The 14,762-nt window shown below is 70.4% G+C and carries 12 protein-coding genes; 7 read left to right on the top strand and 5 right to left on the bottom strand.

Annotation, left to right across the window (positions count from 1 at the left end):
- Window positions 1-40: 40 nt before the first annotated feature.
- The 4 genes from IH68_RS0127410 to IH68_RS0127395 form a co-directional block, all read right to left on the bottom strand.
- Window positions 41-520: a PhzA/PhzB family protein gene (locus IH68_RS0127410; RefSeq protein WP_030940085.1), complete on the bottom strand. Its 480-nt coding sequence runs from the start codon at window positions 518-520 to the stop codon at window positions 41-43.
- 36 nt (window positions 521-556) lie between these two features.
- Window positions 557-1,765 carry an acyl-CoA dehydrogenase family protein gene (locus IH68_RS0127405; protein ID WP_030940083.1) on the bottom strand — a complete coding sequence of 403 codons (1,209 nt, stop codon included), beginning with the start codon at window positions 1,763-1,765 and terminating at the stop codon, window positions 557-559.
- A 165-nt stretch (window positions 1,766-1,930) separates the two neighbouring features.
- Window positions 1,931-3,313, bottom strand: a complete 1,383-nt coding sequence (locus tag IH68_RS0127400) for an FAD-dependent oxidoreductase (RefSeq protein WP_051833754.1) — start codon at window positions 3,311-3,313, stop codon at window positions 1,931-1,933.
- Between the two features lie 302 nt (window positions 3,314-3,615).
- Window positions 3,616-4,464, bottom strand: coding sequence for an SAM-dependent methyltransferase (locus IH68_RS0127395; protein ID WP_030940079.1), 849 nt, complete (start codon window positions 4,462-4,464; stop codon window positions 3,616-3,618).
- Between the two features lie 258 nt (window positions 4,465-4,722).
- Here IH68_RS0127395 and IH68_RS0127390 point away from each other — a divergent pair, with 258 nt between their 5' ends.
- The gene (locus IH68_RS0127390) at window positions 4,723-5,742 is read left to right on the top strand and encodes an Lrp/AsnC family transcriptional regulator (RefSeq protein ID WP_030940077.1); all 1,020 of its coding nucleotides are present in this window, start codon (window positions 4,723-4,725) and stop codon (window positions 5,740-5,742) included.
- 217 nt (window positions 5,743-5,959) lie between these two features.
- On the opposite strand, the gene IH68_RS0127385 is transcribed toward IH68_RS0127390, so the two are convergent.
- Window positions 5,960-7,411, bottom strand: a complete 1,452-nt coding sequence (locus tag IH68_RS0127385; protein WP_030940075.1) for an MFS transporter — start codon at window positions 7,409-7,411, stop codon at window positions 5,960-5,962.
- A 390-nt stretch (window positions 7,412-7,801) separates the two neighbouring features.
- Here IH68_RS0127385 and IH68_RS0127380 point away from each other — a divergent pair, with 390 nt between their 5' ends.
- The 6 genes from IH68_RS0127380 (at window position 7,802) to IH68_RS0127355 (ending at window position 14,660) form a co-directional block, all read left to right on the top strand.
- The gene (locus IH68_RS0127380) at window positions 7,802-8,824 is read left to right on the top strand and encodes an MDR family NADP-dependent oxidoreductase (protein ID WP_030940073.1); all 1,023 of its coding nucleotides are present in this window, start codon (window positions 7,802-7,804) and stop codon (window positions 8,822-8,824) included.
- A 43-nt stretch (window positions 8,825-8,867) separates the two neighbouring features.
- The gene (locus IH68_RS0127375; RefSeq protein ID WP_030940070.1) at window positions 8,868-9,968 is read left to right on the top strand and encodes a phenazine antibiotic biosynthesis protein; all 1,101 of its coding nucleotides are present in this window, start codon (window positions 8,868-8,870) and stop codon (window positions 9,966-9,968) included.
- Window positions 9,968-11,353, top strand: coding sequence for an aldehyde dehydrogenase family protein (locus tag IH68_RS0127370; RefSeq protein ID WP_030940068.1), 1,386 nt, complete (start codon window positions 9,968-9,970; stop codon window positions 11,351-11,353). The genes IH68_RS0127375 and IH68_RS0127370 overlap by 1 nt, the downstream gene beginning before the upstream one ends.
- Window positions 11,354-11,482: 129 nt before the next feature.
- A complete protein-coding gene (locus IH68_RS0127365) occupies window positions 11,483-12,493 on the top strand; it encodes an Lrp/AsnC family transcriptional regulator (RefSeq protein WP_030940066.1) in 1,011 nt (336 codons plus the stop codon).
- Window positions 12,494-12,596: 103 nt separating this feature from the next.
- On the top strand, window positions 12,597-13,415 hold the full coding sequence (locus IH68_RS0127360; RefSeq protein ID WP_030940063.1) for an SAM-dependent methyltransferase: 819 nt from the start codon (window positions 12,597-12,599) through the stop codon (window positions 13,413-13,415).
- Between the two features lie 234 nt (window positions 13,416-13,649).
- The gene (locus IH68_RS0127355; protein WP_030940060.1) at window positions 13,650-14,660 is read left to right on the top strand and encodes a substrate-binding domain-containing protein; all 1,011 of its coding nucleotides are present in this window, start codon (window positions 13,650-13,652) and stop codon (window positions 14,658-14,660) included.
- The last annotated feature ends 102 nt before the right edge of the window (window positions 14,661-14,762 follow it).

Genomic DNA, 14,762 nt, shown 5'->3' with positions numbered 1-14,762 from the left:
ACGTTCGGGTTATGACGGGCCGCCTGTGCGGGGCGCCGCGTCAGGTCGGGATTCCTTCACGCTGGACGCGCGGGACGTCGATTCCCAGAGCCTTGAACTGCTGGCAGGGATTCATGAACTCGCGCTGCTGCCTGATTTTTCCTTCCTCGAAGAGGAAGGAGTGCAGGAAGTGATTCCGGTAGTACCCGTCCGGATATCCGGGGAAGAGAATCTTTCCCTCGCCGTCGCATTCGACCCAGAAGCGGTTCGGGTCCTGGGTGTCGAAGATCTCGATGTTGGTCCAGGCCCAGTCGGGGAAGCACTTGAGCGACCAGACGGCGTGCTCGCCCAGCCGGTCCCGGCCGCGGATGACGATCGGTTCGCCGCTCTCCGTGGTCCACAGGCCGCCCGTGCCGTCCTCGGTGAACAGCAGGTGGCGACGGAGCCGGTCCTCGCCACGGGTGTTCATGTACTGCTCGACGATCGCCCGGTTGTGGGCGCGCAGTTCGGTCTGGTCGGTGGGTATTCGACTGTCAGACATGCGTGTCCTTAACGGTGGGGGGTTTGAGGTGCGGGTTCAGACGATGAAGCTGATGTCGCGCGGGTCGCCGCCGACGAGGGCGCGGCCGTAGACCTGCTCGGGGATGCCCATGCCGAAGCCGGCGTGGCGGCTGCCGACGTTGATGTCGCGCCACAGCCGCTGCAGCGGGTTGGACTCGTTGAACGCGGAGGAGCCGTGGGCGGTGAGCAGGGTGTCGACGGCCTCCCGGCACAACCGGCCGACCTGCGCGGACTCCAGGCGGTTGCGGGCGCGGACGGTGAGGTCGGCGTTGACACCGGCCCGGGCGAGCTCGTCGACGGTGTCCGCGATGCGGGCGGCGACGAGCTTGGCGGTGTCGATCTTCGAGGTGGCCTCGGCGAGGTCGAGCTGGAAGGTCGGGGACTGCGTCTGGTCGCGGTAGGTGCTGCCGGCCACGGGCCGGGTGGGGCCCTTGGCGCGGACGAAGTCGAGGGCGGCCTCGGCACCGCCGATCAGCGCGCCGATCAGTCCGATGGCGAACAGTCCGGTCAGGCTGTTGCGGTAGGGCAGGGCCGGGTCGACGACGCCGTCGGTCTCGCCGTTGAGGATCGGCAGGTAGGGCACGAGCCGGTGGTCGGGCACGAAGATCCGGTCGGCGACGACGGTGTTGGAGCCGGTGCCGCGCATCCCGGCGAAGTACCAGGTGTCCTTCACGGCGACCTCGTCGGCCGGCAGCAGGGCGAACCGCACGTCGGGGCGGCCCCCGTCGGTCGGTACGGCGATCAGGGCGCTGACCCACTGGGCGTGCAGACAGCCGGAGACGTACGCCCACTCGCCGCTGACGATCAGGCCGCCGTCCACCGGCTCCACGGCGGGCGAGGGCAGGCCGAGGACCAGTGCGCAGCGGGCGTCGGGGTCGTCGCCCCAGACCTCGTCGCCGGCGGCGGCCGGGAACAGGGCGGCCATGAAGTTGCCGGCGTTCAGGACGCCCGCGATCCAGGCGGCGGACGGGCAGCCCCGGCCGAGCGCCGTGGCGACGTCCAGGAGGGTGCGCATGTCCGTCTCGTAGCCGCCGAGACGGCGCGGGGTCTGCAGGCGCAGCAGCCCGGCCTCCGTCATGGCGGTGACGACCCGGTCGGAAATCCGACGCTCGCGCTCGCACTCGACGGCGTCGTCCCACAGCAGGCCCCGCAGGCTTTCGGCCCGTGCGACGAGTTCCGCACGGTCGGGAATCCGTACGTCGACAGGGATCACGGAATTTGTCATTCCGAATCATTCCTTTCGAATTTCTCGGACGATCGGCACGCTATGGGTCCGAAAACCCGGAAGTCAAGTACTCACTTTTTACTTCACCGGGAATTCAGAATGCCGAAAATTGGCAGGTTTCAGCCACGCGGCGCGTTTTACGGACCGCGTTTTACGGGTGCATTGTCAGGGGCGTCGGAGCAGGTTCCCGAGCACCACCCGGCCGACAGTGACGGGGTTGAGCAGGATCAGGGGGGACGCCAGGAGCGAGCTGACCTTGACGAACTCCTGGGTGAGCGCCGGGTCCCGCTCGGCGGCGGTCAGCAGCCGCTCGAAGTAGGCGTTGGTCAGGCGAACCGGGAGCGGCCGGGGTCCGGCGACCTCGGGGAGCGCCAGGTCGCTGCCGACGGCCATCTGCCAGGCCACCTCGATACGGCGGGCGGCCGCCCGGAAGAAGCGGTGGGCGAGCCGGTCCGGCCCGCCGGCGAGACACTCGCGCAGGACCTCGGCCTGGAGGGCGGCGGCCGACATGCCCTGCCCGTAGACGGGGTTGAAGCTGCAGATCGCGTCGCCGAAGACGAGCAGCCCTTCGGGGAAGCGGTCGAGGCGTTCGTAGCGGCGGCGGACGCTCGCCGGGTAGCGGTGGGCCACCAGATCGTCGAGCGGCTGGGCGGCACACAGCGCCTCGAAGACGTCCGAGGGGAGGATGGGCTTGGCGAACTCGAGGAAGTCGCTGGGATCGGTCGGCGGGTGGTGGCCGCCGTAGCCGATCAGGGTGAGCATCCAGTGGTCCTCGCCGTGTTGGAGGAAGGTGGCGCCGGTGGGGCGTTGCGGTTCGGCGCCGACAATCACGACCTTCCGGCGGCCGAGGGCGCCGGGTGCCAGGCGCAGGTTCCGGCTGACGTACTTGATGTCGACGGCGAGCTTGTCCTCGCGGGGCGGTGTGTAGCCGAGGTCGGCGAGCCAGCGGGTGGTGCGGCCGCCGCGGCCGGTCGCGTCGACGACGAGGTCGGCGGCCAGCTCCCGCTCCGTGCCCTCGTCCCGCCGCACCAGGCGTACGCCGGTGACGCGGGTGCCGTCCGGGGTGCTGAGCAGTCCCGCCGCCTCGCACCGGTCGATGATCTCGACCCCGGGCAACTTCCCCACCCGGAGCCGGACTTGGCGCTCCAGTTGGGGCCGGGTCGGCTGGTAGGTGGGGGTGGGGTCGGCGTAACGGCCTTCCTGGCACAGGAGATGGCCGCCGGGTGCGAAGTGCATCTCGGTGGGTTCGCGCACCACGGGGACGCCCGCCGCCTCCAGTTCCTCGAGCAGGCCGGGGAACATCTCCTGCAGCCCCCGGGTGCCGGCGGGCAGGATCGCGTGGGCGTGCCGGCCCTGCGGCACTCCACGGCGGTTGTCGTCCACCGCCGGCAGCTCGTCCCGGTCGACCACCGTGACCCGGCCGAACGTGCCGGACAGCACCCGGGCCGCGAAGAGACCGGCGATGCTCGCCCCGAGGACCACGCAGTGCCCGCTGCTGCGGGCGCGCGGCTCCTTGGGGCCGTGCGGGCGTGCGGTGTCGTCAGACATGGGAATCCTTCCGGAAAAGAGAGGTGTCGGGCAATATCGGAAACCCTTCACCGGCAGACGCCATAACCCGCGGCGAAGTTGCCTCGATTAACGGTGAGATGAACCTCACGGAAAGACGTCGCGCGCCGTCGAACGCGACTCTTTCCCCTTTCGTCACCTCCGGCAAACCCGAGGCGTACGATCCGTCTCGGCCAATCGCCGGAAAAGTTTCCGCACGGTGGCGGAAAACAAGTCCCCGGCGATGAAGCCGACACCGGAATATCGAATTCCGAATTTCTCGGCCAGGGGCCGTCGAGTTCCGGTCAGTCCGCAGGACCGGTGAGTGTCGCCGTGGTCAGCCAGCACGCCGGCAGGGGCGCGACCGTGCGCCCGTGGCCGATGCGCGGGTCGTCACCGGCGTACACCCTGGCCTGCCAGCCGTGGCCGCCGAGCCACTGCTCGAGGTCGTCGCGCGCGGACAGCCAGGTGGCTCCCTGCTCCTCCACCCGCTCGCGCACCGGCCTGCCCTCCTCCTGGAGCATGGCCGCCTTGAGGTGCTCCAGCATGAGCCTGCTGCCCGGCGCGGACAGCCCGCTCACACCGGCCAGGAGCGCCTCGCCGGCCTCGTCGGTGAGGTACATGAGCAGTCCCTCGATCAGCCAGACGGTCGGCTGCGCCGGATCGAAACCCGCAGCTCGCAGCGCCGATTGCCAGTCCTCGCGCAGGTCCGCGGCGACTCCGTGGCGCTCACACGCCAGTGGCAGTCCGGAGCGCTCGATGAGGGCGTCCTTGAACTCCGTCATCTCCGGCAGCTCGACCTCGAACCAGCGGGTTCCGGACGGCAGGTCCAGCCGTACGGTACGTCCGTCGACGCCGGCGGCGAGCGTGACGACCTGGCGGATCCCGGTGCGGACCCCGGCGAGGATCTCGTCGTCGAAGAAGCGCGTGCGGACCGCGAAGTAGGTGGGGAAGCCCGCCGCACTGGTGTGGGTCTGCTTGATCACCGCGGCGACGTCGGCCAGGACGGGGTCCTCGGCCAGCGCCGCGAGCATCGCTGCGGCGAGCGGATCCCGGAACAACGGATCCGGACGCTCGCTTTCCAGTTGCCGCATCCAGGCGATGAACAGCGCGGTCTGCCCGACCCCGACGGAAGGCGTCTTCAGCTCCATCATAAAATCCTCCCCAAGACGAGTTCAATTCAACGGAAAGGCGCGATCTGCGCAGGCGGATCATCAAGGATGCAAGAATCCGCCAAAAGTGCCGAATCTTTTCCTGGCGGCTGAAGCGTTAAAGTCCGCTCATCTCCGCACCGAGCACTGAACCAGGTGAACTGATGGAATTCTGTGGGGCCTTGCGGCTGCGATGGTAGCGTGCTCTGCGTTATCTTCAACTTTATTCCACGGAGCAGGCCCCCACTGAAGGATGTGTGCATGCTGGACGACCTGGACCGTGCCCTGATCCACGCGCTGCACATCGACGGCCGCGCACCTTTCAGTCAGATCGCCGACGCGCTGGACGTGTCGCCGCAGACCGTCGCGCGCCGCTATCGACGGCTGCGCACGGAGGCGTCCCTGCGGGTCGTGGGGCTGTCGGACCCCCATCAGGCGGGGCAGACGCAGTGGATCGTCCGGCTCACCGCGGCAGCGAGTTCCGCGCAGGATCTGGCCCATGCGCTCGTACGCCGGCAGGACACCTCATGGGTGAAACTCACGTCCGGCGGTACGGAGATCGTGGCGATCATCCACACACCGACGGACGCTGCGGCGCACAACTCGCTCCTCCTGCGCGACATTCCACGCACGAACAACATCACCGCAGTGTCCGCGCACTGCCTGCTGCACACGTACCTCGGGGGTCCGACGAACTGGCGCCGCAGCGCCAACACGCTGGCCGAGCATCAACAGGCCGTCCTGCGGGAGCACGAGGCGGCCGACACCTCGTACGTGCCCGTGCCGCGCCAACTCGCCGAGGGCGACGCCGACTTGCTGGTCGCGCTGCAGAAGGACGGGCGGGCCACGCACGCGGAGCTCGCGCAGGCGACGGGCTGGTCTCCGGTGACCGTCGCGCGCCGGCTCGCGGATCTGCAGGCGGGCGGCGCGATCTTCTTCGATGTCGAGGTCGACACGGGCCATTTCGGCGCCAACACACGGGCGCTGCTGTGGATGTCGGTGAGCCCGGCCCACCTGGAACACGTCGCGACGACGCTGGCGGGCCACGACGAACTGGCCTTCGTGGCAGCGACGACCGGCCCCACGAACCTGGTCGCCCAGGCGCTGTGCCGCGACCCGGCCGACCTCCACCACTACCTGGCCCGCCGCCTGGGATCGCTGGACGCGATCCACACCCTGGAAACCAGCCCGGTCCTGCAGAACCTCAAGGCGGCAAGCCCGATCATCACGGACCTGTCCCGCACAAGACGCTCCGCGACACCGCCGCGCAGTCGTGGCTGACGGTGCCTGAGTTCAGCCCCTCCGGCGTTTGAGGAGCGGGGGTCCGGGGGCGGAGCCCCCGGGGACGGGACGGGACGGGACGGGTAGGGGCGGCGGGGGCGAGGAAGCAGTGGCCGGCCACGAGCCGACGTACACGCCGAAGCGGCGACCCGAAGGCCGCCGCCGTTTCCCGCACTTGCTCGCCGTTGCCGTAGGCATTCCGTCCCGAAGGGTCCGGCTAGTGTCCCGCCCCCGCGTCCGCGACCGCGTTCTTGTCGATCATCATCCGGCTCGTCACGAAGCTCACGACGATCAGCGCGACCGCGACCCAGAACGCCAGCTGCACGGCGTGCAGTGCCGACGCCCCGTCACCGGAGTGCGCGCTGCCCAGGTAGACACTGCCGAGGACCGCCACCCCGAGCGTCGCACCCAGCTGCTGCACCGCGTTGAGCAGCCCGGCGGCCGAGCCGATCTCCTGCGGCTGGAGCGGCTTCAGGGCGATCGTGAAGAACGCGGGACTGAACAGGCCCACGCCGAGCCCGACGACTCCCAGCGCGAACAGCAGCAGCGTGGGATATGCGTCCGGGTCCGCCTCGTGGTAGACCGCGATGGCGGCCAGTGCGCCCACCAGCAGCACCGCCAGGCCGAGGGACATCATGCGGTGCCCGTAGCGCCTGACCAGGTGCGCACCGGCGATCCAGGACGCGACGGCCAGCCCCACCGACCACGGCGCCAGCGTCAGGCCCGCCTTCAGCACGTCCGTCCCCAGGCCCAGCTGGAGCTGCAGCACGATGACCATCATCAGACCGTTGGTGACGGCGAAGAAGGCCGTCGAGGTCACCAGCGCGGCCGGGAACCCGCGGTGGGCGAACAGGCTCCGCTCCACCAACGGGCTGCGCCCGTTGATCGCCACCCCGCGCTGGTGCACCGAGAACACCACCATCAGGAACAGCCCGGCCGCGATGGCACCCCAGCTCCACCCCGACAGCGCCGCGAGGTCCGCACCGATCAGCGGGTAGACGACGAGCCCGATCCCGGCCATGGCCAGCAGCGTGCCGGCCACGTCGAGGGTGGGCCGCCTGGGCGCCCGGTTCTCCATCAGCTTGGGCGAGATCGCGAGCACGACGAGCGAGACGGGCACGTTCACCAGGAACGCCGCACGCCACGACGAGCCGAACAGGTCGGCGTGCGTCAGTACACCGCCGAGCACCGGGCCGCAGACGGCGGCCAGACCCATCACGGGGCCGATGCTGCCGAGAGCCTTGGACATCTCGGGCCCGGCGAACATCGTCTTGATCAGACCGATGGTCTGGGGAATGATCACGGCCGCCGCCGCTCCCTGCACCACCCGGAAGGCGATCAGCAGCCCCACCGAGGGCGCCACGGCGCACGCGGCGGACGCGAGCATGAATCCGGTGACACCGATCACGAACAGCCGCTTCCGGCCGGCGATGTCCCCCAGCCGGCCACCGGTGATCAGCAGCACCGCGAACGGCAGGGTGTAAGCGGTCGTGAACCACTGGATGTCGGACACCGACCCACCCAGGTCGGCGTGGATCGCCGGTGCGGCGACCTGCACGATGGTCGCGTCCAGCAGGTTCATCGCCTCACCGAGGAGCAGGGCGGTGAGCGCCAGCCACCGCCATCGGTACGCCGTGGGAGTCGGCGTCAGCACACGCTCAGCAGTCATCGGGGTTCCTCTCCACCGTTGTCGACACGCCGGCCCGGCCCCCGTGAGCGGGGCACGCCGGCCGACCACGACCCAGCGTGGAGGCGGGGCAAGGAGGTCCTCCAGCCAACGCCGGGAGATGGAGGATTCCTTCCATCGCCGCCGTCCGCGATGACGATTTCCCACAGCCCGCCCCGGTGCGCGTACGTCGTCGCCGCAACCACGGACCGGGCGGCCGCCTCCGCGCACGGTGTCAGGTTCCTTCAGCGGGACGCCCCGGATGGAAGAAATGCTCCAGTCCGAGGCCGCGACTGGAGCGGACGGCCCGGATCGCTTCACGCTGGAGTCCCTCGGTCACCCCCTGTGCTCCGGGGGTTCACTCCCTCACGTCCATCCCGTTCAGGAGCGTGCATGGCAGTCCTGCCCGCCACCCAGAGAGAAGTCCGTCTGCTGGCCAAGCCGACCGGGCTGCCCCGGCCGGAGCACTTCGGCGTCGTGGAGACACCCGTAGTGCCGCCCGGAGAGGGCGAGGTACTGGTGCGCAACCTCTTCTTCCATGTCTTCGCCACCCTGCGCATCCTCATCGCGGGGGCGACCCGGGACACCCCGTTCCCGGTGCTGAACCCCGGCGACACCCTCGTCGGGACGGCGATCGGCGAGGTCGTCCAGGCCCCCGAGGACGGCGGCCTGATGCCCGGCGACCTGGTCCAGCACTGGCAGGGCTGGCGCGAGTACGCCGTCGTGCCGGCCGCCGAGTGCCGTCGAATCGACCGTACGGTGCTGCCGGACCCGGCCGCCCATCTCCAGCAGGGCTGGACGGCGTACGCGGCACTCACCCGCGGCGTCGAACTCCGGCCCGGGGACACGGTGTTCGTGTCCGCCGGCGGCAGTGGGATCGGCTCGATGGCCGGGCTGATCGCTCGGCGGCTGGGGGCCGGGCGGGTCATCGCCAGCGCAGGCTCCCGGGAGAAGGCCGAGCGGCTGCGCGCCGAACTCGGCTACGACGACGTGGTGGTCCGCGGTGCGGGCCCCCTTGCCGAGCAGCTGGCCAAGGCGGCACCCGAAGGCATCGACGTCTGCTTCGACAACGTCGGCGGCGAGCAGCTGCGGGCGGCGGTCGACGCGGCCCGGCCCGGTGCCCGGTTCGTGCTGATCGGCGCGCTGTCCGGGCAGTTGGCCGAGAACGGCACCGGGACGACGGCGCCCGTGGAGCTCGACTCACTGCCGCTGATCCACAAGCGGATCGAGATGCGCGGCTTCAGCTCGGACGACTTCGCGGACAAGGACGAGTGGACCGAGCGGTTCGGCGCCTGGCTCAGGGCGGGGGAGATCATCTTTCCCCATGTGCGGGTGAAGGGCATCGAGAACGCGCCCCGGACCCTGCTGGAGGTGATCGAGGGGCGGCACATCGGTGCCGTCGTCGTCGAGCTGTAGCTCCGTAACCGCCGTGTACCTCAACCAAGTTCAGGAGTTCCCAGTGTCGCGAGCCGCCACCGAGATCCTCGACCTTCCACTCGACGTCCGGCCCGAGCCGGACGAGCTGATCCGTGCCGCCATGGAATGGCATTTCGGCCCCGGGACGGGATCGCCGTTCTGGCTGGAGCGGGCCAGGAGCCTGCCCTTCGACCCGCTGACCGACATCAGGACGCACGAGGACCTGACGCTCTTCCCCAATGTGACGGCCGAGCTGCGGGACGTGCCGGTGCGGGATCTCATACCGCGCGGGTACGGCCGGTCCCCGGACGTGGTCGGGGTGTTCGAGAGCGGCGGGACCACCGGAGCCCCGAAGCGGGTCGTACTGCTGCGGGACTGGCTTGAGCGGATGCTCCACTGGAGCAACCGCAACCTCGACGCCCACGGCTTCCCGCGCGGCGCCGACTGGCTCGGCCTCGTGCCGACCGGCCCGCACATCGTGGGCGAGTACTTCCGCCGGTCCGCGGCCACCCACGGGCGGCACGGCTTCACCGTCGACCTGGATCCGCGGTGGGTGAAGAAGCTGATCGCCTCCGGCCGCGGCGCCGACGCCGACGCGTACGCCGAACACCTCGTCGACCAGGCCGCGTTCGTGCTGCGCACCCAGGACATCGGCGTCCTGACGATCACTCCCCCGCTGCTCGAACGCATCGCCAGGCGTGACGACCTGGCCGGACTCGTCAACGAGAAGGTGCAGGCGATCCGTTGGGGCGGCACCCAGCTGGACGCCGACTCCCGGTACCTGTACAAGACGGAGGTCTTCCCGGACACCGTGCTGTGCGGGAACTACGGCAGCACGATGATCCTCGGCTTCGCCGGCGAGCGCCCGGGCCTGCCCGACGACGCCGGCTGCGTCTTCGACCCGTACAGCCCGTATGTGACGTTCTCCGTCGTCGATCCCGAGACGCTGCACCGGGTCGGATACGGGGAGCGAGGGCGCGTGCTCGTGCATCACGTCAGCAAGTCCTTCTTCCTGCCCAACAACCTCGAGCGGGACACGGCGACGCGGATCGAGCCCCTCGACGGACAGGCCGGGGACGCGGTTGCGGACATCGCCCCGGTGGCCACCTTCGACAACGAGACCGTGATCGAGGGGGTGTACTGATGGCGGGGACGCACACGGAGGTGGTCGCGCTCGACGCCCTGGGCGCCCAGGGGCCCTACCGTGCCCGCAATCGCCTCACCGTGACCGACGTCGCGGGCCGGGAGAGCGCCGAACTCAGCCTCGTACCACCGCTGTTCGTCGACCGGACGCTCAAGGCCCTGCACCGGGCCGGCTCCCCCGCCCCCGACGAGCGGATCGGCATGATCGGCCGGGCCGCGGATCTCTTCGCCACCGCCGTCCTGAACGGGCTGACACCCGAGGAGTACGCCTACCGGGTCAGCCGGGTCGGCGGGACGCCGATCAGTGTGGTGCGAGCGACCCTCGCAGCGATCGCGGCCCGGCTGCGCAAGGCCCATCACAGTGTGGACAACGCCCGGCCGACCGGCGCGGTGAACCGATGGGACGATCCGCTGACCCGTACCGGGCGCGCGGTGTGGGTGCGGCGGGGGAACGTGTTCGCCGTGCACTCCGCCGGCAACCACCCCGGCCCGCACAGCCTGTGGCCGGAGGCGCTGGTGCTCGGCTATCGCGTCGCCGTACGACCGTCCCGGCGCGAGCCGTTCACCCCGCACCGACTGGTCACCGCGCTGCGGGCGGCGGGCTTCGACGACGATCAGGTGGCGCTGCTGCCCACCGACCACAGCACCGCGGACGCGCTGCTGCGGGGTGCGGATCTCGGGCTGGTGTACGGCGGCGAGGACGTGGTGCGCAAGTACGCCGGGGATCCGTCGGTGCTGCCGCAGGGGCCGGGCCGGTCGAAGATCCTGCTGACCCGGGAGGCCGACTGGCGGGGGCACCTCGACACGATCGTCGACTCGGTGAGCGGCCACGGCGGCACGGGGTGCGTCAACACGACGGCCGTCTTCGTGGAGGGTGATCCGGCCGAGCTGTGCGCCGCGCTCGCCGAGCGGCTGGCGGCGGTGCCGAGTCTGCCGCCCGAGGATCCGGCGGCGGTCTTCCCCGTCCAGCCGCTCGCCACGGCCAAGGCGCTCGAGGCCCATCTCCTGCACCGGGCGGCCGGCACCCGGCCGTGGCTCGGCGGCGACGGCATCCTCGGCGACCTGGGCGACGGCAGCGCCGTACTGCGCGCCGCAGTGCACCAGTTGGCAGCCCCCGAAGCACCGCAGGCCGCCGTGGAACTGCCGTTCCCCTGCGTGTGGGTGGCGCCCTGGAGCCGCGAGGCCGGCCTGGAGCCGCTCAGGAACAGCCTGGTCCTCACTGCGATCACGGACGACGACGGGCTGGTGGCCGAGCTGGTGCAGGAGCCGTCCATCGGCAACGTGTACGTGGGGGGCCGGCCGACCCACCGGATGGAGCCGGGACTGCCGCACGACGGCCACCTCGCCGATTTCCTGATGTGCTGCAAGTCGGTGATCAGGGACTGACCGAGTGCCGTTGTCCACGGCGGTGCCCGACCACCGCCTCCGCCGACGGGGAGATCCTGCGGGAGGGTCCTTCCCGTCGGCGGCCGTGTCCGCGCCCTGCAGACAGGGCGCCCGAAGGATGGTGTGCGCATGCTCGACGACATCGACCGCGCCCTGATCCACGCCCTGCACATCGACGGACGCGCCTCCTTCACCCAGCTGGGCGCCGTGCTGGCAGTCTCCCCGCAGACGGTCTCCCGCCGCTACGAACGGCTGCGCGAGCAGGCGGCCCTGCGCGTGGTCGGGCTGCCCGACCCACAGCTCACAGGGCACGAGCAGTGGCTGCTGCGGCTGACCGCCGGGCCCGAGACCGCCGTCGACCTCGCGCACGCCCTCGTCCGCCGCCCGGACACCTCGTGGGTGTATCTGACCGGCGGCGGCACCGAGATCGTGGCCGTGCTGGAGACCCCGCTGGGCATGGCGCACGGCCACTCGCTGCTGTTGCACGAACTGCCGCCCAGCGTCGGCCTCACCGCCGTCTCCGCCCACCATCTGCTGCACACCTACCTGGGCTGGCGCACCCCGTGGCGGATGAGCGCCAACGCGCTGACCGCACGGCAGCAACGGATGCTGGGCGCACTGAGGTCCGACGGGCACGGCGGGCCACCGCACCCGGGCCACCGCTGCCAGTTGCACCTCACCCCCGCCGACCACGCCCTGATGGAGGCGCTACGGCAGGACGGACGCGCCGCCGTCGGTGAACTCGCCGCCGGTACCGGCTGGTCGCCGGCGACGGTCTCACGCCGCCTCGACCATCTGCGCGACTGCGGGGCGATCTTCTTCGACATCGAGCTCGACCCCGGCCTGCTGGGCGGCAGCGCCAAGACTCTGCTGTGGATGGCGGTGGCCCCGGCCCACCTCGACGAGGTCGCCACCACCCTGTCCCACCACGACGAGCTGGCCTTTGTCGCCCACACCACCGGCCCCACCAACCTGGTGGCGCACGCGCTGTGCAGGGACACCACGGCCCTGTACCACTACCTCACGCACGGCCTGGGCGCCGTCAAGGCGATCCGCACCCTGGAGACCGCCCCGGTGCTGCGGACGCTGAAGGCGGTGGGAACGATCACGCCCGCACGACCCCTGGCCCGCCAGGGGTGAGCAGGTGACAGATGTGGGCCAAGTGGTTTGCGCGGCCTACGAGTTGACGAAGTTGGTTGTCGAGGTTTCGTGGGGATCGACGACGTTACGGGAGGGGCCCGCCGTGCCCGAGGACAGCGCCCGGCCGATCGGCCGCATCGACACAAGAACGGCGCACGCCGCGCGGATCTACGACTACATCCTGGGCGGAAAGGACTACTACCCCGCGGACCAGGAGGCGGGCGACGCCATGTGCCGGGAGTGGCCCGCCCTGCCGGTTCACATGCGGGCCAACCGCGACTGGATGAACCGTGCCGTGCGGTGGCTGGCCGCGGAGGCGGGGGTACGGCAGTTCCTCGACATCGGCACCGGCATTCCGACCTCACCCAACATCCATGAGATCGCCCAGTCGGCGGCCCCCTCCTCCCGGGTCGTGTACGTCGACAACGACCCGCTCGTCCTCGCCCTCTCCCAGGGGCTGCTCAACAGCACGCCGGAGGGCAGGACCTCGTATGTCGAGGCGGACATGCGGGATCCGCAGGCCATCCTCGGCAGTGCCGCCTTCCGTGACACCCTGGACCTGGGTGAGCCGGTCGCCCTGACCGTCGTCGCGATCGTGCACTTCCTCCTCGACGAGCACGACGCCGTCGGCATCGTCCGCCGCCTCCTCGAACCCCTCCCCTCGGGCAGCCATCTCGCGATGTCCATCGGTACGGCCGAGTTCGCACCGGAGGAGGTCGGCCGGGTCGCCCGTGAGTACGCGGCCCGCGACATGCCGATGCGGCTGCGCACCTTCGCGGAGGCCGAGGAGTTCTTCGAGGGCCTCGAACTCGTCGCGCCGGGCATCGTCCAGGTCCACAAGTGGCATCCGGACGGGACGGACGGCGAAGTGATCCGCGACGAGGACATCGCCATGTACGGGGCGGTGGCCCGTAAGCCATGACGAGGTCCGCCGCGGCCCGCAGGCCGTGGATACCCCCTGCCGGCCGGAATGCATCATCACGATGCGGCAGCAACAACTCACTCAATGTTGCTGATCACTTGACTACCGGCGGTCCCACGCGATTGGCTCCGGCCAGCGAGAGTCATCCGGACGGTGTACGACGTGTCGGACGCCGTTCGGGGACTCCTCTCGCCGTTCCGCTTGCTCGGCCGCACAGCGAGGTGCCGCACCCTCATGAACACTCCTCCCCCACCCCCCGCTTCCCACAGATCCGCGCGCGTCGCCGCCCTGGTCGCGGCCGTGTGCCTGCTTGCGGCCGGCTGCTCCGCGGCCGACGCCACGTCCGACTCCGCCAAGGGCGGCGTCGGCAGGGCGGGCACCGCCCGTCTCAAGGTCGCCCTCGTCACACACGCCTCGCCGGGCGACACCTTCTGGGACCTGGTGAAGAAGGGCGCCGAGGACGCCGCGGCGAAGGACAACATCGACCTGACCTACGCCAATGACTCCGACGCGGCGGGGCAGGCCGAACTGGTGCGGGACGCGGTCCGCCAGAAGGTCGACGGCATCGCGGTGACGCTCGCCAAGCCGCAAGCGATGAAGGGCCCGATAGCGGCGGCCAAGGCCGCCGACACACCCGTGGTCGGCCTCAACTCCGGCATCGACTCCTGGCAGTCCGAGGGGGTGCTGGAGTTCTTCGGCCAGGACGAGAGCCTCGCCGGGCGGGCCGTCGGCGACAAGCTGGACGCCCTCAAGGCCAAGCACGCCCTGTGCGTGATCCACGAGCGCGGCAACGTGGCCCTGGAGGCCCGCTGCGCCGGCGTGAAGAAGACCTTCGACGGCAGGACCGACATGCTCTACGTCGAGGGCACCGACACGAACGCGACCGCCGCCGCGATCACCGCGAAGCTGCGGCAGGACCCGACGATCGACGAAGTGGTCACCCTGGGCGCCCAGTTCGCGCTCACGGCGGTGAAGTCGGTGCAGCAGTCGGGCAGCAGGGCCCATGTCGCGACCTTCGATCTCAACCAGGACCTGGTGAGGGCCGTCCAGAGCGGTGCCGTGCAGTTCGCGGTGGATCAACAGCCGTATCTGCAGGGCTATCTCGCGGTGGACGCACTGTGGCTGTACAGGACCAACGGCAACACCAGCGGGGGTGGGGTGTCCCCCGTGCTCACCGGCCCCGCCTTCGTGACCAAGGGGAACGTGGCCTCCGTCGCCAGGTACGCGGCGCGCGGCACACGCTGAGCCGTACGCCGCGCGACACTTCGTACCTCAATGTCGCGAAAGTTTCGGAGACCTGTGGCACGTGCGGTCACTTGTACGGATAGCATCCTGTGCACCCCCTTC

Source organism: Streptomyces sp. NRRL S-646, from assembly GCF_000720765.1.
Taxonomy (GTDB): Bacteria; Actinomycetota; Actinomycetes; order Streptomycetales; family Streptomycetaceae; genus Streptomyces.
This window is presented reverse-complemented; position numbering and strand designations above follow the sequence as displayed.

Coding starts and splice junctions, on each gene's coding strand:
- IH68_RS0127410 (WP_030940085.1), bottom strand. CDS start 520: ATGTCTGACAGTCGAATACCCACCGACCAGACCGAACTGCGCGCCCAC.
- IH68_RS0127405 (WP_030940083.1), bottom strand. CDS start 1,765: ATGACAAATTCCGTGATCCCTGTCGACGTACGGATTCCCGACCGTGCG.
- IH68_RS0127400 (WP_051833754.1), bottom strand. CDS start 3,313: ATGTCTGACGACACCGCACGCCCGCACGGCCCCAAGGAGCCGCGCGCC.
- IH68_RS0127395 (WP_030940079.1), bottom strand. CDS start 4,464: ATGATGGAGCTGAAGACGCCTTCCGTCGGGGTCGGGCAGACCGCGCTG.
- IH68_RS0127390 (WP_030940077.1), top strand. CDS start 4,723: ATGCTGGACGACCTGGACCGTGCCCTGATCCACGCGCTGCACATCGAC.
- IH68_RS0127385 (WP_030940075.1), bottom strand. CDS start 7,411: ATGACTGCTGAGCGTGTGCTGACGCCGACTCCCACGGCGTACCGATGG.
- IH68_RS0127380 (WP_030940073.1), top strand. CDS start 7,802: ATGGCAGTCCTGCCCGCCACCCAGAGAGAAGTCCGTCTGCTGGCCAAG.
- IH68_RS0127370 (WP_030940068.1), top strand. CDS start 9,968: ATGGCGGGGACGCACACGGAGGTGGTCGCGCTCGACGCCCTGGGCGCC.
- IH68_RS0127365 (WP_030940066.1), top strand. CDS start 11,483: ATGCTCGACGACATCGACCGCGCCCTGATCCACGCCCTGCACATCGAC.
- IH68_RS0127355 (WP_030940060.1), top strand. CDS start 13,650: ATGAACACTCCTCCCCCACCCCCCGCTTCCCACAGATCCGCGCGCGTC.